This window comes from Pseudomonas sp. P105 (assembly GCF_032614175.1).
Classification (GTDB): domain Bacteria; phylum Pseudomonadota; class Gammaproteobacteria; order Pseudomonadales; family Pseudomonadaceae; genus Aquipseudomonas; species Aquipseudomonas rhizophila.
In genome coordinates this window covers 3,110,738-3,129,590 of the sequence record NZ_CP126693.1, presented here as the reverse complement: position 1 = coordinate 3,129,590, position 18,853 = coordinate 3,110,738, and the positions used below count along the sequence as shown (strand labels likewise).

At 59.6% G+C, this 18,853-nt stretch carries 15 protein-coding genes; 5 read left to right on the top strand and 10 right to left on the bottom strand.

Features of this window, described 5'->3' with window-relative positions:
- Position 1: 1 nt before the first annotated feature.
- The 7 genes from QOM08_RS14080 to QOM08_RS14050 form a co-directional block, all read right to left on the bottom strand.
- The gene (locus tag QOM08_RS14080; protein WP_047229112.1) at positions 2-1,105 is read right to left on the bottom strand and encodes an ABC transporter ATP-binding protein; all 1,104 of its coding nucleotides are present in this window, start codon (positions 1,103-1,105) and stop codon (positions 2-4) included.
- Positions 1,106-1,144: 39 nt separating this feature from the next.
- Positions 1,145-1,975, bottom strand: a complete 831-nt coding sequence (locus QOM08_RS14075) for a carbohydrate ABC transporter permease (protein WP_173406940.1) — start codon at positions 1,973-1,975, stop codon at positions 1,145-1,147.
- A gap of 10 nt (positions 1,976-1,985) precedes the next feature.
- Positions 1,986-2,918, bottom strand: a complete 933-nt coding sequence (locus QOM08_RS14070) for a carbohydrate ABC transporter permease (protein ID WP_188250845.1) — start codon at positions 2,916-2,918, stop codon at positions 1,986-1,988.
- 140 nt (positions 2,919-3,058) lie between these two features.
- Positions 3,059-4,369 carry an ABC transporter substrate-binding protein gene (locus QOM08_RS14065; RefSeq protein WP_047229109.1) on the bottom strand — a complete coding sequence of 437 codons (1,311 nt, stop codon included), beginning with the start codon at positions 4,367-4,369 and terminating at the stop codon, positions 3,059-3,061.
- 327 nt (positions 4,370-4,696) lie between these two features.
- Positions 4,697-5,602: an AraC family transcriptional regulator gene (locus QOM08_RS14060; RefSeq protein WP_160892371.1), complete on the bottom strand. Its 906-nt coding sequence runs from the start codon at positions 5,600-5,602 to the stop codon at positions 4,697-4,699.
- A 57-nt stretch (positions 5,603-5,659) separates the two neighbouring features.
- On the bottom strand, positions 5,660-6,973 hold the full coding sequence (locus QOM08_RS14055; protein WP_047229107.1) for a glycosyltransferase: 1,314 nt from the start codon (positions 6,971-6,973) through the stop codon (positions 5,660-5,662).
- An 80-nt stretch (positions 6,974-7,053) separates the two neighbouring features.
- On the bottom strand, positions 7,054-7,425 hold the full coding sequence (locus QOM08_RS14050) for a response regulator (protein WP_047229106.1): 372 nt from the start codon (positions 7,423-7,425) through the stop codon (positions 7,054-7,056).
- A gap of 247 nt (positions 7,426-7,672) precedes the next feature.
- Here QOM08_RS14050 and QOM08_RS14045 point away from each other — a divergent pair, with 247 nt between their 5' ends.
- The 5 genes from QOM08_RS14045 to QOM08_RS14025 are packed head-to-tail and all read left to right on the top strand — an operon-like array spanning position 7,673 to position 14,213.
- Complete coding sequence (locus tag QOM08_RS14045) at positions 7,673-11,158, top strand: response regulator (RefSeq protein WP_316913206.1); 3,486 nt, start codon at positions 7,673-7,675, stop codon at positions 11,156-11,158.
- Positions 11,158-11,973 (top strand): CheR family methyltransferase, encoded by an 816-nt coding sequence (locus QOM08_RS14040; protein WP_281459213.1) that lies wholly within the window; start codon positions 11,158-11,160, stop codon positions 11,971-11,973. The genes QOM08_RS14045 and QOM08_RS14040 overlap by 1 nt, the downstream gene beginning before the upstream one ends.
- Positions 11,970-12,557 (top strand): chemotaxis protein CheB, encoded by a 588-nt coding sequence (locus tag QOM08_RS14035; protein ID WP_047229104.1) that lies wholly within the window; start codon positions 11,970-11,972, stop codon positions 12,555-12,557. Before QOM08_RS14040 ends, QOM08_RS14035 begins: the two co-directional genes overlap by 4 nt.
- A gap of 5 nt (positions 12,558-12,562) precedes the next feature.
- A complete protein-coding gene (locus QOM08_RS14030; RefSeq protein ID WP_305468458.1) occupies positions 12,563-13,843 on the top strand; it encodes a hybrid sensor histidine kinase/response regulator in 1,281 nt (426 codons plus the stop codon).
- Positions 13,836-14,213 carry a response regulator gene (locus QOM08_RS14025; protein WP_047229102.1) on the top strand — a complete coding sequence of 126 codons (378 nt, stop codon included), beginning with the start codon at positions 13,836-13,838 and terminating at the stop codon, positions 14,211-14,213. Before QOM08_RS14030 ends, QOM08_RS14025 begins: the two co-directional genes overlap by 8 nt.
- Positions 14,214-14,316: 103 nt before the next feature.
- On the opposite strand, the gene QOM08_RS14020 is transcribed toward QOM08_RS14025, so the two are convergent.
- The 3 genes from QOM08_RS14020 to QOM08_RS14010 all read right to left on the bottom strand — a co-directional run bounded on the left by QOM08_RS14020 (position 14,317) and on the right by QOM08_RS14010 (position 18,695).
- Positions 14,317-15,987, bottom strand: coding sequence for a response regulator (locus tag QOM08_RS14020; protein WP_316913205.1), 1,671 nt, complete (start codon positions 15,985-15,987; stop codon positions 14,317-14,319).
- Complete coding sequence (locus QOM08_RS14015) at positions 15,984-17,486, bottom strand: ATPase domain-containing protein (protein WP_076384603.1); 1,503 nt, start codon at positions 17,484-17,486, stop codon at positions 15,984-15,986. The genes QOM08_RS14020 and QOM08_RS14015 overlap by 4 nt, the downstream gene beginning before the upstream one ends.
- A gap of 153 nt (positions 17,487-17,639) precedes the next feature.
- Positions 17,640-18,695 carry a HEAT repeat domain-containing protein gene (locus QOM08_RS14010; RefSeq protein ID WP_139050051.1) on the bottom strand — a complete coding sequence of 352 codons (1,056 nt, stop codon included), beginning with the start codon at positions 18,693-18,695 and terminating at the stop codon, positions 17,640-17,642.
- Positions 18,696-18,853: the final 158 nt, after the last annotated feature.

Here is an 18,853-nt window from a genome sequence, read left to right as displayed (position 1 = left end):
ATCAGGCGGCGATGCGCAGCGCACGGGTGACCGCCACGCCCTCGGCATCGAATAAGTGGCAGTGTTCAGCATCCAGGTGCAGGTTCAGTTGCTCACCGAAACGGCTCGCCAGGTCGCCGCGCACGCGCATGGTCAAGGCTTCACCGGAGGCGGTGACGACGTGACAGAAGGTGTCGCTGCCCAGACGTTCGCTGACATCGGCGGTGACTTGCAGCGTGCAATCGCCCGGTTGTGCCAGGTTCAAATGCTCCGGGCGAATCCCCAGGGTCACCGCGCCGCCGACGCTCAGGCTGGCCCCACTCAGGGGCAGGCTGATCCGGGTGCCGGCGTCCAGCAGGACCTCACAACCCTGGTTCTCCAGCCGTGTGACTTTGCCTTTGAGAAAGCCCATTTTTGGCGTACCGAGGAACCCGGCGACAAACAGGTTGGCCGGCTGGTGATACAGCTCCAGCGGCGAGCCGATCTGTTCGACGCGCCCGCTGTTGAGCACCACCACCTTGTCGGCCAGGGTCATGGCTTCGACCTGATCGTGGGTGACGTAGATCATCGTTGCCTGCAGCTCCTTGTGCAGGCGCGCCAGCTCCAGGCGCATCTGCACGCGCAGGGCGGCGTCGAGGTTGGACAGCGGCTCGTCGAACAGGAAAATCTTCGGGTTGCGCACGATGGCCCGGCCAATCGCCACACGCTGGCGCTGGCCGCCGGACAACTGCTTGGGCTTGCGTTCAAGCATCGGCCCCAATTCGAGGATGCGCGCCGCTTCGTTGACCTTTTTCTCGACCTCGGCCTTGGGCACGCCGGCCAGGTCCAGGGCGAAGGACATGTTCTTGCGCACACTCATGTGCGGGTAAAGCGCGTAGGTCTGGAACACCATCGCCAGGTCGCGCTTGGCCGGACTGACTTCGGTGATGTCCCGGCCGTCCAGTTCGATGGTGCCGTCGCTGACTTCTTCCAGGCCGGCGATCAACCGCAGCAGCGTGGACTTGCCACAACCCGACGGGCCGACAAAGACCACGAACTCACGGTCGTTCACTTCAAGGTCGATGCCCTTGATGATGGAGAAACCTTCGAAGCCTTTTTGCAGATTCTTGATTTTCAGGTTGGCCATGATGATGGGCCTCCACTTCTGATAATGGTGTAAGGCGCGTTATTTCACGGCGCCGAAGGACAAACCGCGTACCAGCTGTTTCTGGCTGATCCAGCCAAAAATCAGGATCGGTGCGCAGGCCAGGGTCGATACGGCCGACAACTTGGCCCAGAACAAGCCTTCGGGGCTGGAGTAGGACGCGATCAGGGCCGTCAGCGGCGCGGCTTTGGACGAGGTGAGGTTCAGCGACCAGAACGCCTCGTTCCAGCACAGGATCAGCGACAGCAGTACGGTGGAGGCCAGGCCACCCTTGGCGATGGGCAACAGGACGCGAACCATTTCCTGCCACAGCGTGGCGCCATCCAGACGCGCGGCTTCAAGGATGTCGCGGGGAATGTCCTTGAAGTAGGTGTAAATCATCCAGACCACGATCGGCAGGTTGATCAGCGTGTAGATGATGATCAACGCAGTCCGCGTGTCCAGCAGGCCAAAGCTCTTGGCCAGCAGGTAGATCGGCATCAGCACGCCCACCGGTGGCAACATTTTGGTGGAGAGCATCCACAGCAACGTGCCCTTGGTGCGCTGGGTTTCATAGAACGCCATGGAGTAGGCCGCCGGCACCGCAATCAGCAGGCAAAGGGCGGTGGCGCTGAAGGAAATCACCACCGAGTTCCAGGCGAAGCTGAAGTAGTTGCTGCGCTCGTTGATGTGCAGGTAGTTCTCCAGCGTCGGCGCGAAGATGAACTGCGGCGGCGTGGCGAACGCGTCGATTTCGGTCTTGAAGCTGGTCAGCACCATCCAGAAGATCGGGAAGAAGATCAGGATCGCGATGGCCCAGGCCAGCGTCCCCAGCAGCAGGCTTTGCAGGCGACGGGATTGTTGAAGTGTCATGGCTGCGGCCTCAGTTCTTGTCGGTGAGGTTTTTGCCGATCATCCGGACCAGGATGATGGCGGCGATATTGGCAATCACCACGGCAATCAAGCCGCCGGCCGAAGCCATGCCGACGTCGAACTGCACCAGCGCCTGGTTGTAGATCAGGTAGGCGAGGTTGGTCGAGGCGTAGCCGGGGCCGCCGTTGGTCGTGGTGAAAATCTCGGCGAACACCGACAGCAGGAAAATGGTTTCAATCATCAGCACCACCGCAATCGGGCGCGCCAGATGGGGCAGGGTCAGATGCCAGAAAATCGCGATGGGCCCCGCGCCATCCAGGCGGGCGGCTTCTTTCTGTTCCTGATCGAGGGACTGCATGGCCGTCATCAGGATCAGGATCGCGAAGGGCAACCATTGCCAGGACACAATGATGATGATCGACAGCAGCGGGTAATGGGCCAGCCAGTCCACCGGCTGCGCGCCGAACAGTTTCCACACCGAGGCGAGAATTCCCGAGACCGGGTGGAAAATCAGGTTCTTCCAGATCAGCGCGCCCACCGTGGGCATGATGAAGAACGGTGAAATCAGCAATACCCGCACGATGCCCCGGCCGAAAAACTCGCTGGCCTCCAGCAGCGCACTGATCAACACCCCGAACACGATGCTGATCAGCAACACGCTGCCCACCAGCAGCAGAGTGTTGGTCGCCCCGGGGACGAAGCCCGAATCGGTCAGGAAGTAAGTGAAATTCTCCAGCCCGACAAATTCGTTCTCGCCGGGGTAAAGCAGGTTGTAGCGGATCAGCGAGAAGTAGACGGTCATGCCCAGTGGCACGATCATCCACAGCAGCAGCAACCCCACCGAGGGGCTGACCAGAAACCAGCCTGGATTGGCCAAGCGGCTTTTGCGAACCGGTGGGGCAATCTCACTGGGTGCTTTGGCGGTTGTCGTTGAACTATTCATGGCATTGAACCGATTTGTGCGGGCCTACAAAAATCCATTGTGGGAGCGAGCCTGCTCGCGATAGCGCAGGGTCAGGCAACATAGATGTTGAATGTGCCGGCCTCATCGCGAGCAGGCTCGCTCCCACATTGACGTCGGGGTTACTTGGGATAACCTGCGCGTTTCATCTCGCGTTCCGTGGTGGACTGCGCTGCGGTCAACGCCTGGTCCACGGTCTGCTGGCCGGTCAACGCGCCCGAAAAGAACTTGCCGACCTGGGTGCCGATGGCCTGGAACTCAGGAATGGTCACCAACTGGATACCGATATAGGGCACAGGCTTGAGAGTGGGGGCTTTCGGGTCAGCGACTTTCAACGACTCCAGGGTCACCTTGGCAAACGGCGCGGCCTTCATGTAGTCGTCGCTATAGGTCGAGGTACGTGTGCCTGGCGGTACGTTGGCAACGCCATCGGTCTTGGCGACCAATTGGCTGTATTCCTTGGACGTCGCCCACATGGTAAAGACCTTGGCCGCTTCCTTGGCTTTGGAACTGGCGGGGATGGCCAGCGACCAGGAGTACATCCACGAGGTGCCTTTGTCAGTCGTTTCATGGGGGGCGAAGGTGAATCCGACGTGATCGGCCACCTTGCTTTGGGTCTTATCGGTGACGAACGAACCGGCGACGCTGGCATCGACCCAGATTGCACATTTGCCGCTGTTGAACAGCGCCAGGTTCTCGTTGAAACCGTTGCTGGAAGCGCCCGGCGGGCCGGATTTCTTCATGTTGTCGACGTAGAAGTTCAGGGCATTCTTCCACTCGGGGCCATTGAACTGCGGCTGCCACTTCTCATCGAACCAGCGCGCGCCAAAACCGTTGGCCAGGGTCGTGATCAGCGCCATGTTTTCGCCCCAACCAGCCTTGCCTCGCAGACACAGGCCATATTGCTCCTTGGTCTTGTCAGTGAGTTTTTCCGCGAACTCACCGATCTGGGTCCAGGTCGGGTGTTCGGGCATGGTCAGCCCGGCGTCCTTGAACAGGTCGGTGCGGTAGTAGGTGATCGAGCTTTCGGCATAGAACGGCAGGGCGTAGAGCGTGCCCTTGACCGATAGGCCTTCACGCACGGACGGAAAAATATCATCCAGGGCATAACTGGCCGGCAAATCCTTCATCGGCTCCAGCCAACCCTTGGCCCCCCAGAGTGCGGCTTCGTACATGCCGATGGTCAGCACGTCGAACTGCCCGCCCTGGGTGGCGATGTCGGTGGTCAAGCGCTGGCGCAGGACGTTTTCTTCGAGCACCACCCAATTGAGCTTGATGTCCGGGTGCTCAGCCTCGAAGGTCTTCGAGAGCTTTTGCATGCGGATCATGTCGCTGTTGTTGACGGTGGCAATGGTGAGGGTCTGTGCGCCGAAACTGACGCTGCTGAGGGTCATGCAGGTGGAGACAAGCAGAGCTTTTACCGAAGGTTTCATCGCGCACTCCTTTTCCGCCCCCAAGGGCTGCGGAAGGACAGTTATTGTTTTTGTGTCTTCCGGATGAAGGGAAGAATGTGCGCTGATTACAGCCCTCAATCGCCGGCGAGACAAATCATCCGTCGCACTTGCGCTGATACTTTTTTGCACTGGATGGGATTTGGTCTGAGAAGGGGTTAGCTGTGGCGAGGGGATTTATCCCCGCTGTGTGGGAGCAAAGCTTGCCCGCGATGAGGATGACGCGGTCTTCCGGAGAACCGAGGCGCCTGCATCGCGAGCAAGCTTTGCTCCCACATAAATTCCCGCCACAAGGATAACCTGGGATTGTCAGCCCTGGTTCTGTTCGGTCAACCGCTGCACCGCCAGGCGCCGGTAATGGGAAGGGGTCATGCCCTTGAGCTGCTGAAAGCGCCGGTTGAAGTTGGATATGTTGTTGAAGCCCGATTCAAAACACACGTCCGTCACCGGTTTGTCGCCGTCGGCCAACAACTCGCAGGACTTGCTGATACGCAGGCGATTGACGAACTCGATGAAACAGCGGCCGGTGGCTTGTTTGAAGACGCGGCTGAAGTACGTCGGTTTCATGCCCAGATGTTCGGCCACTTCTTCCAGGGACAGTTCCCGTGCGTAATGGGCAAAGATGTAATCCACCGCGCGGTTGGTACGGTCAACGCTGTGCTCGTCCGCCGGTTGCGCAGCGGTGGCCCCGGAAAGCAACTGATAGTCATCGGTTGCGGCCAGCAGCTCCATCAGGATGAAAAAATGCCCCAGGCGGCTCATGCCTTGGGAATCGGCGATGCGCTGCATCAGGATCATGGCCTGGCGGATAGTGCGCTTGCAGCGAAATTCGATGCCGTACTGGGCGCGCTCCAGCAATGGCGCGACGGTCTTGAGCTCGGCAAACACCTGATGGCCGCTCTCGAACAGCTCGTCGGTAAAATTCACCAGCATGTCACGCTTGGGCACCACTTCGTCCTCGGCGACCTGGCTGATCCAGTTGTGGGGCAGGTTGGGGCCGGTGAGAAACAGCGATTGCGGGTAAAAGTTGCCGATATAGTCACCGATGAATACCTTGCCGGAGCTGGCGACGATCAGGTGCAACTCGTATTCCTTATGGAAATGCCAGCGCACCAGCGGGCACGGGAAACCGTGCTGGCGATAGATGATGGACAGCCCGTTATGGTCGTCCATCAGCTCATAGGAAGGGTCGGTGACTCTTGCAGTTCGGGTCATGGCCTGGCGCTTTTATTGTTATTGCCGCTGGATAATGCCCCCTTCGCCGCACGGGTGCTACCCCGTAACGCTTCCGGCCTGACTGTTGCGGTTCTTCTCCTCAATCCACTGGGACATGTATTGAGTGCTCTTGTGCTGGTGATGACGCAACATGCTGCCGGTGAAGTTATCCCGGCGCCGTTGCTCAAGGTCGGCGCGACAGGCTTCGAGGCAATCGATCAGCGCCTGGGCGTGGACCTGTCGGCGGTAACGGTCCGCCAGCAGCGCCAGGCCGTTATCCCGGGCGCGGGTCCAAAGGCTCTGCTCGCGGTACAACTGCACAGCGGCGTGGGCGATATCTTCGGCGCTTTGGGCAATCGCTCCGGGCCAGGGCATTTCACCGTGCATGGCTTCTGCGCCGATGGGTGTGGTGACATTGGGTGTGCCGCACAGCATGGCATCGATCAGCTTGCCCTTGATGCCGGCACCGAAACGCAACGGCGCCAGACAGACACGTGCCGCCGACATGACCTGCAGCGCATCCTCGGCCCAATTCATGATGTGAAACCCTTGGGCCGCGTTGTGCAGCGCCGCAGCCTTAGGCGGGGTGTAGGCGCCATACAGGTGCAGTTGCGCATCAGGCAGCTGTTGGCGGATCAATGGCCAAATGGCGTTTTTCATCCAGAGCACGGCGTCCCAGTTCGGCGCGTGGCGGAAATTGCCGATGCTGAGGAAATGCGCCCGGTCTGCGAACGGCACGCGTGCTTCGCTCGGCAGGTCCAGCATCAGTGGGCACCAATGCAAGAGGTTGCGGGGCAGTTTGAAGTGCTCTACCAGCAACTCGATCTCGACTTCGGACACCATCAGGCTCAGGTCGCACCGGTACAGGGCGGCGATTTCCCGCTTGGCCAGGTCGGTGCCGGCCATCAACTCGAACGCTTGAGGCAGGTCCTGCGCAAACAGATCGCTGAAATCCTGGGAAACGTCATCCTTCTTCAACCGATCCTTGAGCCGCTGATGCCGGGCGTGGCGCAGGCTTTGCAAATCGGACGTCTCCAGCACCCGAAGGGCGCCGGGGCAGTGTTTCTCGACCCGCCAGCCGAACTGTTCTTCCATCATGAACTGGTCGAACAACACGATATCCGGGGCCAGTTCAGCGATGAATGTATCGAAACTGCTGCTGTTGAGCTCGATCGGCACTTCGCCGATCCCCAGCGCGATCAGGTCGGCACGGTTCTCGCCAGGGCCCGCGGGACTGCTGAAGGTGATGTCCCACCCTTGCCCAAGGAAGGCTTCGAGGATCTGCATGACGTGCCCGCTGGCAGCCGATGAACGCGGCTCGGGCCAGACATAGCCGATAACCAGGACCTTGGTGGCGGTGGGTTGACGCATGAGCGGGTGCTTCCTTGGAACGAATCGACGTGGGCGCTATCAGCGCGGGGCGCCGATAGTGACCAACAATTGCGTCAGGCTCAAGAAAGAATGCCGTTGACCTTGTCGCGCAACTGATCGATGGAAAAAGGCTTGCCAATCACCGCCATGCCTTCCGGCACATCGATGCTTTCGGCGTAACCGCTGGCAAACAGAATGGGTAGCTGAGGCCGAGCCGATCGGGCCTGCTTGGCCAGCTCGCGACCGTCCATCACCGGCAGGCCGACATCGGTCATCATCAGGGCGATGGGCTGCGCATCGTTACGCAGATACGCCAAGGCCTGTTCGCAGCCGTCCGCTTCCAGTACCTGGTATTCCAGCTCTTCCAGCACGTCGACAATCAACATACGTACGATGTCGTCGTCTTCGACTACCAGAATGGTTGGCTGGGTATCAGGAGCGGGGTTGTGCATGGTAGACATTCTCAGGGGATTGGGTTGGGGAGGTGTGCCAAAAAACGGCCTTATGCATGAGTAAGTAGCGAGGGGGCACAAGTTCCCTGGGTTGTACAAGAAAGGATCTATAGTACAAGAGCTGACAAGGATCGTCGCTTCCTCAGGCTTTTCGTGGAGTTTGCGCCTTTGCCCCGTCAGAATGTGGATCCAACCGGTATTTTTCGGCAAACTCCACGGTTTTCAACTGTCCACCAAGGCTTATTCCATGACTCCTTCGTCTTCGGTTGACGAGCAAAGTTTTCGCAAGCTCCTGAGCCGCAATATCAGCCTGCCACTGGGCATGGGCGCCCTCAGCGCGGTGTTTTTCATTGTGCTGATCACCTATCTCCTGTCGGTGATCCAATGGGTCGGGCATACCGATCGGGTGATCAATAATGCCAATGAAGCGCTCAAGCTGAGCGTGGATCTGGAAACCGGCATGCGCGGCTACCTCCTGACGGGCGACGAGCATTTCCTCGACCCTTATGAAGTGGCCAAGCCGCGTATCGCCGTCGCCCTGGAGACATTGTTGGAATTGACAGCCGACAACCCGATCCAGACCGACCGCCTGCATAAAGTGCAAGCGCTCCAGGTGGAGTGGGCCAACTACGCGCAAAGCATGATCGACCTGCAACGCAGCAGTGGCGATTACCGGGGAGCGGTGAAGGCCGGGCGTGGCAAGCGCTTGACCGATGAAATACGCAAGACCTACGAGGATATCGTCGAATCCGAGCAGCAGCTGCGCGCAGAACGCAACGACCAGGTGCGCACCACCACCCTCTGGAGCATCGCTCTGTACCTGTTGTTCGTGGCCGCCGTCAGCGGCTTGCTGGCCTATGTCGGGCGCCGGGATCTGTTGGGGCTGTCCAACAATTACAGCGCCAGCCTGAAGGTCCAGCAGCAGAGTGCTTTGCATCTGGAAAAACAGGCCTGGCTGCGCAATGGCCAGACGCTACTGGCCGAGCAGGTTCTGGGGCAACTGACGTTGAACCTGCTGGGACGCAACATCCTGCAGTTCTGTGCCCAATACATGGGCGCTGTCGTGGCCGCACTGTATGCGCGGGAAGAAAGCGGCCTGCTCAGGCGTGTCGCCACCTACGGCATGTCCCGAGAGGACGAAGAGCAACAGCAACAGGTGATCGTTGTCGGCGAAGGCATCGCTGGCCAGGCGGTCCAACAGGCGCGACTCATCCGCCTGGATGACGTGCCCGACGACTACCTGAAAGTCAGTTCGGGGTTGGGCCAGGGGTTGCCCAACAGCGTACTGGTCATGCCCACCAGTGACGATGACCGGATCAACGGCGTTGTCGAACTGGGCTTCCTGCGACCTGTGACCGATCGCGATATCGAACTGCTGGAACTGGTGGCCGGCAATATTGGCACCTCCATCGAAGCGGCCCGTTACCGGCAGCGTTTGCAGGAAGTCCTCGCCGAAACCCAGCAGCTGAACGAAGAGCTGCAAGTTCAGCAGGAAGAACTCCGGACCGCCAACGAAGAGCTGGAAGAGCAGTCACGCATCCTCAAGGAGTCCCAGGCGCATCTGGAAGCCCAACAACAGGAACTGGAGCAGACCAACGAGCAACTGGCTGAACAACGCGATGCCATGGACCAGAAGAACAGCGAGCTGAACCTGGCGCAGATCCAGTTGCAGGAACGCGCCGAAGAGTTGCAGCGTTCGAGCAAATACAAGTCCGAGTTCCTGGCGAACATGTCCCATGAACTGCGTACACCGCTCAACAGCTCACTGATCCTGTCCAAGCTGCTGGCGGAGAATCCGCAGCAGAACCTCAACGAAGAACAGGTGAAATTTGCCGAGTCGATCTATTCCGCCGGTAACGATCTGCTGAACTTGATCAATGACATTCTCGACATTTCCAAGGTCGAGGCCGGGAAACTGGAAGTGCGTCCGGAGAACACCGGCGTGACGCGCCTGGTGGAAGGCTTGCGTGACATGTTCATGCCCCTGGCGACGGAAAAAGGCCTGAGCTTCGAGGTGCAACTGCTGCCCGACGCCCCGGCCATGCTGTACACCGACCGTCAGCGCCTGGAACAGGTACTCAAGAACCTGCTGTCCAACGCCATCAAGTTCACCGAGAAAGGCACGGTATGCCTGACGGTGGCCGGCCAGGCCGGGGCGGGCATCGCGTTCATGGTGCGGGACTCAGGAATCGGCATCGCCGCCGATCAGCAACAAAGCATCTTTGAAGCCTTCCGCCAGGCCGATGGCACTACGAATCGCCGGTACGGTGGGACCGGTTTGGGCCTGTCGATTTCCCGTGACCTGGCCACCTTGCTCGGCGGCTCGATTTCTGTCTCCAGCGAACCGGGGCAGGGCAGTGTGTTTACGCTGGTATTGCCAGAACGCTATGTCGAGTCGGGTGAGCCGCTGGTAGAACCGGGGATATTCACTGCGACCACCACAATGGCGCCACCCGCGCCCCCTGAACCCGTCAGCGCTCCGCTGATCGCCCAGGTCGATGTGCCCGTCGCCCCCTTCGCCGATGACCGCGACAAGGCACCGTTCAACACCCGCTGCATTCTGGTGATCGAAGACGAGCCCAGCTTTGCCCGGATCCTGTTCGACCTGGCCCACGAACTCGGTTACCAATGCCTGGTGGCCCAAGGTGCCGATGAAGGCTTCGACCTGGCTTCGCAATTGAGCCCCGATGCAATCCTGCTGGACATGCGCCTGCCGGATCACTCCGGATTGACGGTGTTGCAGCGGCTCAAGGAGCAACCTGGAACCCGGCACATCCCGGTACACGTGATTTCCGTCGAGGATCGTGTAGAAGCCGCGATGCACATGGGCGCCGTCGGCTATGCGGTCAAGCCGACCTCTCGCGAAGAACTCAAGGAGGTATTCGCCCGCCTGGAAGCCAAGCTGACCCAGAAGGTCAAGCGGGTGCTGCTGGTGGAGGACGATGATTTGCAACGCGACAGCATCACCCGGCTGATCGGTGACGATGACATCGAGATCACCGCTGTCGGCCTGGCGCAGCAAGCCCTGGACCTGCTGCGAAGCAACGCCTACGACTGCATGATCATCGACCTGAAGCTGCCTGACATGCTGGGCAATGACCTGCTCAAGCGCATGTCCACCGAAGATATCTGCTCATTCCCGCCCGTGATCGTCTACACCGGACGCAACCTGACCCGCGATGAAGAAGCCGAACTGCGCAAGTATTCACGCTCGATCATCATCAAGGGCGCCCGTTCGCCGGAGCGGTTGCTGGACGAAGTGACACTTTTTCTGCACAAAGTCGAATCCCGGTTGTCCCATGAACGGCAGCGGATGCTCAGGACCGCCCGCAGCCGCGACAAGGTTTTCGAGGGCCGTAAAGTGCTGCTGGTGGACGATGATGTGCGCAACATTTTCGCCCTGACCAGTGCCCTGGAGGCCAAGGGGGCGATCGTCGTCATCGGCCGTAACGGCTATGAAGCGATCGAGCGTCTGAACGAAGTCGACGACATCGACCTGGTGCTGATGGATGTGATGATGCCGGAGATGGACGGTTTCGAGGCCACCGCGCTGATCCGCAAGGACCCGCGCTGGCGCAAGCTGCCCATCATTGCCGTGACGGCCAAGGCCATGAAGGATGATCAGGAGCGCTGCCTGGCGGCCGGTTCCAACGATTACCTGGCCAAGCCGATCGATCTGGATCGTCTGTTCTCGCTGATTCGCGTGTGGTTGCCGAATATGGAAAGAATTTAGTGGAACGTAACACTGACATTGAAATCCGTTTGTTGATCGACGCGATCTACCTCAAGTACAGCTACGATTTTCGGGACTATTCCGGCGCCTCCATCAAGCGTCGGGTCCAGCACGCGCTGAGCCAGTTCGAGTGCAAGACCATCTCGGCACTGCAGGAGCGCGTGTTGCACGACCCGGGCATGTTCATGCAACTGCTGCAACTGTTGACGATCCCTGTCAGTGAGATGTTTCGCGACCCGTTGCATTTCCTGGCGATCCGCGAAGAAGTGGTGCCGCTGCTCAAGACCTATCCTTCGATCAAAATCTGGATCGCTGGTTGCAGCACCGGGGAGGAGGTCTATTCCATGGCGATCCTGCTGCGCGAGGAAGGGCTGCTGGACCGCACGCTGATTTATGCCACCGACATCAATCCGCGGTCCCTGGAAAAAGCCAAGCAGGGCATTTTTTCGCTCGAGAACGTACGGGCCTACACCCAGAATTATCAGCGCGCGGGAGGGCGGCGATCATTTGCCGATTACTACACCGCCGCCTACGATTACGCGATGTTCGACAAAACCCTGCGCGAGAACGTGACCTTTGCCGATCACAGCCTGGCGACTGATAGCGTATTCTCAGAAACTCAGTTAATTTCATGTCGTAACGTCTTGATATATTTTAACAAAAAGCTGCAAGATCGCGCGTTCGGATTGTTCCATGAGTCCCTCTGTCACCGTGGTTTCCTGGTACTGGGCAGTAAAGAGACACTGGATTTTTCGTCTTTCGGCAAGCAATTCGAGCCGTTGGTCAAACAGGAACGGATCTATCGCAAGTTATGAATCAGACGATGCACAGATCCAGATCGCCCATTCAAGCCATTGTCGTCGGTGCATCCGCCGGCGGCGTCGAAGCGCTGCTCAAAGTCTTCGGGCAACTGCCAAAGGGCTTCGGCGTACCCATTCTGGTCGTGTTGCATCTGCCCGATGAGCGTGACAGCCAGATGGCCCAGGTCTTCGGCCATCGTCTGGCGATACCGGTGCAGGAAGCTCAGGACAAGCAGAACATTCAACCGGGCACTTTGTATGTAGCCACACCCGGCTATCACCTGTCGGTCGAGGCCGACCGCAGTCTTTCGTTGAGCCTGGAGGAACCGGTGCACCATTCGCGGCCGTCGATAGATGTGCTGTTCGAATCCGCCGCCGACGCCTTCGGTCCGAACCTGCTGGCGGTCGTGCTGACCGGCGCCAACAACGACGGTGCCCAGGGCCTGGCCAAGGTCCGGGAGCTGGGTGGAATTACGGTGGTCCAGGACCCCGGCGAAGCCCAGGTTTCGACCATGCCCGAAGCAGCACTTGCCCTGCAAGAGCCCGACCATATCCTCACTTTGCAAGGCATCGGCCAATTGTTGGCCGCTCTGGAATGAACCACATGCCAAGAGATATTCAAGCCAAACTGCTGATCGTCGACGATCTGCCAGAAAATCTGTTGGCCCTGGAAGCGCTGATCAAACTCGACGGCCGCCAGGTTTTCAAAGCGCTGTCGGCCGATGAGGCGCTGTCCTTGCTGCTGCAACACGACTTTGCCCTGGCCATCATCGATGTACAGATGCCGGGAATGAACGGCTTTGAACTGGCCGAGCTGATGCGCGGCACGGAGAAGACCCGTAGCATTCCTATCATCTTTGTCAGCGCCGCCGGCCGTGAGCGCAACTATGCCTTCACCGGCTATGAAAGTGGCGCGGTGGACTTCCTGCACAAGCCGCTGGACAACCACGCCGTCAAAAGCAAGGTCAATGTGTTCGTCGAGCTGTATCGCCAGAGAAAGGCGATGAAGGAGCAGGTCATTGCATTGCAGGAGAGCCGCCGCGAGCAGGAGGCCTTGTTGCAGCAGTTGCAGGCTACTCGCAGCGAGCTGGAACAGGCGGTTCGCATGCGTGATGACTTCATGTCGATCGTTGCCCACGAGGTCCGTACGCCTCTCAACGGCCTGATTCTCGAGACGCAACTGCGCAAGATGCACCTGGCCCGGGACAACGCCGCCGCCTTCAGCCTGGATAAGGTGCAAGCGATGGTCGAGCGCGACGAGCGCCAGATCAAGAGCCTGATCCGGCTGATCGAGGACATGCTCGACGTGTCGCGGATTCGTACTGGCAAATTGTCCATTCGACCAAGCCGCTTCAACCTGACGACACTGGTTGAAAACCTGCTGCGCAACTTCCAGCCGCAGATCGCGGCGGCCGAATGCACATTGACGTGCTCGACCGAGCCGTCGGTGGAGGGACAATGGGATGAGTTTCGTATCGAACAAGTGGTGTCGAACCTGCTGACCAACGCCTTGCGCTACGGCGGGAAAAGCCCGATCGAGGTGCGCGTCTACAAAACGCCTGACCATGCTTGCGTCGAAGTCCAGGATCACGGTATCGGCATCAGCGAGGAAAACCAGCAGCGCATCTTCCAGCAGTTCGAGCGGGTGTCGTCCAAAGCAGTCGCATCCGGTCTGGGCCTGGGGCTATTCATCTCCGAGCAGATTGTGACCGCCCATGGCGGTACTATTACGGTCAATAGCCGCCTCAATGAAGGGGCGTTGTTTCGCGTCTGCCTGCCTTTGCAGAAAACGGTCCTGGTCAAAACCGTCGAACAGACGCAACCTCTGAGTGACCCTACGGTCGTATCAGCAGCTATTGATCGAACAAAGGCTTCTCATGAGTGAAGATGCGCAAGACGTTGTACTGATCGTCGAGGATGACCCGTCGATCCTGATGGTATTGTCGGCCTACCTGTCGGGCGAGGGGTATCGAGTGCTGCAGGCCGAAAACGGTGAGCAGGCGTTCGAGATCCTCGCCAGCAAGCCCCACCTGGACATGATGATCACCGACTTCCGCCTGCCCGGTGGTATCACCGGCGTGCAGATCGCTGAACCGGCGGTCCGGTTGCGACCCGACCTGAAAGTCATCTTTATCAGCGGTTATGCTCAGGAAGTGCGCGACACCGACAGCCCCATCACCCGCAAGGCGCCGATCCTGGGCAAACCGTTCGACCTGGATGTGTTGCAGGACATGATGCGGACGATGTTGTCCTAGGCCTGTAAAAGCAGGGTGCAGGCCGGGATTTTGTGGGAGCAGGCTTTGCTGCCACAAAATCCTTGATCACGGGCGCACGGTCGGCTGATATCCGGGCATTGCCTCAAACCTTGATCATCTCCCGCACCTTGGCCGTCAATAGGTCAAAAGTGAACGGTTTGGTGATCATCTGCATGCCTGGGTCCAGGAAGCCGCCGCGCACCGCCGCATGCTCAGCATACCCGGTGATGAACAGTACCCGCAGGTCCGGGCGGATCTGCCGGCCGATTTCCGCCAGTTGCCTGCCGTTCATCCCTGGCAGGCCCACGTCACTGATCAGCAGATCGATGCGCTGGCTTGACTGAAGGATCGGCACCGCGCCGTCAGCATCGGCTGCCTCGACGAAGGCATAACCCAGCTCGCTCAGTACGGCGCTGACCAGCACCCGCACCGCCGGGTCGTCCTCGACGATCAGCACGGTCTCACCGTCTTGTGCGTCCGGGGCGTGTTGTGTATCGACCCGTGGTTCGTGAACCTCTTCACCGACGAAACGCGGCAGATAAAGGCTCACGGTTGTGCCTTTGCCGACTTCACTGTCAATCGTCACGTGACCACGCGACTGCTTGCTGAACCCATAGATCATCGACAAGCCCAGCCCGGTGCCCTGGCCGATCGGCTTGGTGGTGAAAAACGGGTCGAACGCACGATTGATGACCGCTTCGGGCATTCCGCAACCGGAATCCTGCACACTCAGCACGACGTAATCGCCCGGCTCCAGGTTGGTATAAGCCTGGGTGAAGTCGGCATCCAGGTGTTGATTGAGCGTCTTGACCACCAGTTGCCCACCGTCGGGCATTGCGTCCCGAGCATTGAGTACCAGGTTGAGTAGGGCGCTTTCCAGTTGGTTTGGGTCGGCTTCGGCGATCCAGAGCTGGTCGTCCAGTTCCATGTCCAGCCGGATACTCTCGTTGAGGCTGCGCTGCAGCAGCTCGCCCATGGACAGCACCAGGGTATTCATCTGCACCGCTTTTGAGTCCAGCGATTGGCGGCGGGAGAAGGCCAGCAAACGATGCGTCAGGCCGGCTGCGCGATTGGCCGATGTCACCCCCAGGTCGATCAGGCTGTCCAGATCTTCGGTGCGGCCTCGGGCCAGGCGCCGGCGCAACAGTTCGAGGCTGCCGATGATCCCGGTGAGCATGTTGTTGAAGTCATGGGCGATCCCCCCCGTGAGTTGCCCGACCGCCTCCATTTTTTGCGACTGGCGCAAGGCCTCTTCGTTGTGGCGCAGTTGGGCCGTGCGTTCTTCCACTTGTTGCTCAAGGGTCTCCAGGGTGGTTTGCAGGCGCAGCTCGCTGTTGCTCAGGTCGATCAGCCGGTCTCGTGCTTCATATTGCCTGCGCCGGCCCCGCAGGGCGGTGGTGACCACGCTGACCAGGGTTATCGGGTGAAAAGGGCGCTCGAGGAACGTTACGTTGCCCAACTGAGTGCCGATACGCGCCGCCGGGTTCTGTTCCGGCCCGCCGTGGTGGGTCAACAATACGATTGGCAAATCCGACCAGGCCGGTTGCTCTTCGATATGTGACAACAGCGTTTCCAGCTCCGGCCCGACCAGGGCTTCGGAGGAAATCACCAACAGGCCGGCGCCGTGCTCCAGCTCTTCGCACAAGTGGCCCAGATGCTGGCAGATAAGGCCGCCGAAGCCGGCTTCGCGCAGGATCATCAGGGCGATCTGGCTGTCGCGCCCCAGCGGTGCGAGGATCAACGCCCGCTCCGACAGGGGCTCGACCAGCGTCACTGTTGATCATCCTTGAGCAACGGATTATCCGCTCCCATATAGTTCGGCACCCCACGCAATACCCCCTGGAATGCTTCCAGCGGCTCGCCGATGGTCATGCCCTCGCTGCTGATGCGGTATTCGCGAATAGTGGATTCATGGCTGCCGGTGCGTTTCTTGATGATGGAGATCGCTCGACGAACTTTGCCCAGCGCTTCGAAATAACGCAACAGAATCACCGTGTCGGCCAGGTAGGTAATGTCCACCGGGGCCTGCATATCGCCCACCAGACCGTGTTGCGCAACGGTCATGAAGGTCGCAGCGCCCCTGCGGTTCAGGTAGAGCAGCAGTTCATGTACGTGCAGCACCAAGGCGTTTTCTTCCGGCATGGCGGCCTGGTAGCCATTGATACTGTCGATCACGACCGTCTTGATGTTACCTTCATCGACGCAACGGCGTACCCGATGGGAGAACTCACCGGGAGACAGCTCAGCGGCGTCCACCTGTTCGATCACCAGGTTGCCGGTTCGTCTCAGCGCTTCCAGGTCGATACCGACGTTCCTCATGCGCTCGAACAGCAAGCCCAATTCTTCATCGAAGATGAACAGCGCGGCTTTTTCGCCACGCTGCACGGCGGCTGCAGCGAAAATCATCGAAATCAGCGACTTGCCGGTGCCGGCCGGGCCCAGGATCAAAGTGCTGGAGCCTGTCTCGATGCCGCCGCCCAGCAAGGCGTCCACGCCATCGAGGCCGCTGGACAGTTGTTGGCGCAGGTATTGCCCGCGGTGTTCGGCGGCTACCAGGCGTGGGAAGACATGAATGCCGTCGCCCATGATGGTGAAGTCGTGAAAGCCGCCACGGTATTTCTGCCCGCGATACTTGACCACCCGAATGCGTCGCCGCTCGGCGCCATAATTGGGTGTCAGTTCTTCCAGGCGAATCACCCCATGGGCGACGCTGTGCACGGTCTTGTCCAGGGATTCGGTGGTCAGGTCATCAAGCAGCAGCACCGTGGCGTCGTAGCGCACAAAGTAATGCTTGATCGCCAGGATCTGCCGGCGATAGCGCAGTGAGCTTTGCGCCAGCAGGCGGATCTCCGACAGGCTGTCGAGCACCACCCGGGTCGGCTTGACCCGCTCGACCACCTCGAAAATCTGCCGGGTCGCTTCCCCCAGCTCCAGGTCCGAGGAGTACAGCAGGCTTTGCTGATGCTCGGCGTTGAGCAGGCTCTCAGGAGGGGTAAGCTCGAAGATATGCACGTTTTCGTCGATCATCCAACCGTGGGACGCCGCGCCCTGGCGCAACTCACGCTCGGTTTCCGACAGGGTGATGTACAACGAACGTTCGCCGGCCTGGGCACCGGCCAAGAGGAATTGCAACGCGACCGTGGTCTTGCCGGTCCCGGGTTCCCCTTCCAGCAGGAACACATGGCCGCGGGACAAGCCACCGGAAAGGATGTCATCCAGCCCTTCGATACCGGTGGCGGCTTTAGCGCTGATCAACTCGTTAGATGTAGACAAAAAAAGCCCTCTCATGACTAGGGAAGTGGGCAGCAGGCTGGAGTACGCCTGAAAATGAACTGCCTGAACACTTGACCTTTTGCCGTGATCACGGTTCCGCTTTCGTTGATAAAACGAGGTGTACTGCTCAATTTTCTGGCATCGGGGAAACGCCTACAGGCCTTGCTGCAGCGCCGGATCATCGGGGTTGAGTTGCTCCAGTTGCGCCAACAGGATCTGCACATTCTGCAACTGCCCGGACTCCTTCCAGTAGTTGATCAGCAGCACCCGCGCCCTGCGATCAGCCGGGTAGCGCTGGACGATTTCCTGTAACTGTTTCTGCGCCGCTTCCAGTTCCTGTTCGGCATACAAGGTGGTTGCCAGGTCATAACGGTAATGTCGGTTTTCGGGCTCAAGCTCCACGGCTTTTGCCAAACCAAGCAGCGCGTACTCCGCCTGGCCATGGTGCAGCAGCCACAGACCCAATGCATGTTGCAGATAAGCCGACTCCGGCTGGTTTTTCAACTGTTGGGCAAGCAACTGACGTGCAGCGTCGGCCTGGCCCTGTTTGTCCAGCACGTCGATCTGCATGACCAGCGCTGGCAGGTTGTCCGGTTGCAGGCGCAGGACTTGTTCCAGCGCCAACTGAGCCTTTTTCAGTTCGGCGTTATGCAGGTGCAGCCGGGCCAGCTGATAGTGGGACTCGGCGGTTGGTGGACCGTCTTCAAGCATCTGCTCCCACATGCCGATGACAAGCTGCATAGGCCCGAAGTACAAACCAAGCTCATCGGGCGATAAGCCCAGCAACGCGTTCACTGCGGCGAAGCGGACGCTTGGGTCTTGATCTTCGAGCAACGGCCCCAGCAACAGGCTGCGTTGGCCGGTTGGCACCAGCCCGCTGATGCTGCCAATGGCCGCTCGACGCACATCCGGCGACTCGCTGTGCAGGTCCGCGTCCGCCAGTTTCAGGGCTTGGGGGCTTGGGTAGTTCGCCAGCTCTGCGTGCAGCCATACCCGGCGCTTGGGCGACAGGTCCGGGCGACCCAATTGCTGATAGAGCATCCGCGCCGCCCCTGGCTGCCCATTGCGTGCGTGCTCAAGGGCTTCACTGTAGCCACGCTTGATTGCCTCGGGAATTTGCGGCGTGGTGCTGCGTAGCCACATTGCGACTAGACCGATTACCAACAGGACAGACAGGCTGAGCAACAGATAGCGGCGAGGCGAGGGCATGCAGGTAGTCCATAACCAGGAAGCGTGAAATGCCGCAAGCTTCGGTCAGGTGCGGGCTTGAGTCAAACCTTGAAAGAATCTGCAGATAACGCGGTGGGAGCGAGCCTGCTCGCGATAGCGGTATATCAGTTGGCATTTGAGTTGACTGACCCAGCGCC

What these genes read in the sequence shown, in the direction of transcription:
- QOM08_RS14080 (WP_047229112.1), bottom strand. Translation starts at nt 1,105, where the DNA reads ATGGCCAACCTGAAAATCAAGAATCTGCAAAAAGGCTTCGAAGGTTTC.
- QOM08_RS14075 (WP_173406940.1), bottom strand. Translation starts at nt 1,975, where the DNA reads ATGACACTTCAACAATCCCGTCGCCTGCAAAGCCTGCTGCTGGGGACG.
- QOM08_RS14070 (WP_188250845.1), bottom strand. Translation starts at nt 2,918, where the DNA reads ATGAATAGTTCAACGACAACCGCCAAAGCACCCAGTGAGATTGCCCCA.
- QOM08_RS14065 (WP_047229109.1), bottom strand. Translation starts at nt 4,369, where the DNA reads ATGAAACCTTCGGTAAAAGCTCTGCTTGTCTCCACCTGCATGACCCTC.
- QOM08_RS14060 (WP_160892371.1), bottom strand. Translation starts at nt 5,602, where the DNA reads ATGACCCGAACTGCAAGAGTCACCGACCCTTCCTATGAGCTGATGGAC.
- QOM08_RS14055 (WP_047229107.1), bottom strand. Translation starts at nt 6,973, where the DNA reads ATGCGTCAACCCACCGCCACCAAGGTCCTGGTTATCGGCTATGTCTGG.
- QOM08_RS14050 (WP_047229106.1), bottom strand. Translation starts at nt 7,425, where the DNA reads ATGCACAACCCCGCTCCTGATACCCAGCCAACCATTCTGGTAGTCGAA.
- QOM08_RS14045 (WP_316913206.1), top strand. Translation starts at nt 7,673, where the DNA reads ATGACTCCTTCGTCTTCGGTTGACGAGCAAAGTTTTCGCAAGCTCCTG.
- QOM08_RS14035 (WP_047229104.1), top strand. Translation starts at nt 11,970, where the DNA reads ATGAATCAGACGATGCACAGATCCAGATCGCCCATTCAAGCCATTGTC.
- QOM08_RS14030 (WP_305468458.1), top strand. Translation starts at nt 12,563, where the DNA reads ATGCCAAGAGATATTCAAGCCAAACTGCTGATCGTCGACGATCTGCCA.
- QOM08_RS14025 (WP_047229102.1), top strand. Translation starts at nt 13,836, where the DNA reads ATGAGTGAAGATGCGCAAGACGTTGTACTGATCGTCGAGGATGACCCG.
- QOM08_RS14010 (WP_139050051.1), bottom strand. Translation starts at nt 18,695, where the DNA reads ATGCCCTCGCCTCGCCGCTATCTGTTGCTCAGCCTGTCTGTCCTGTTG.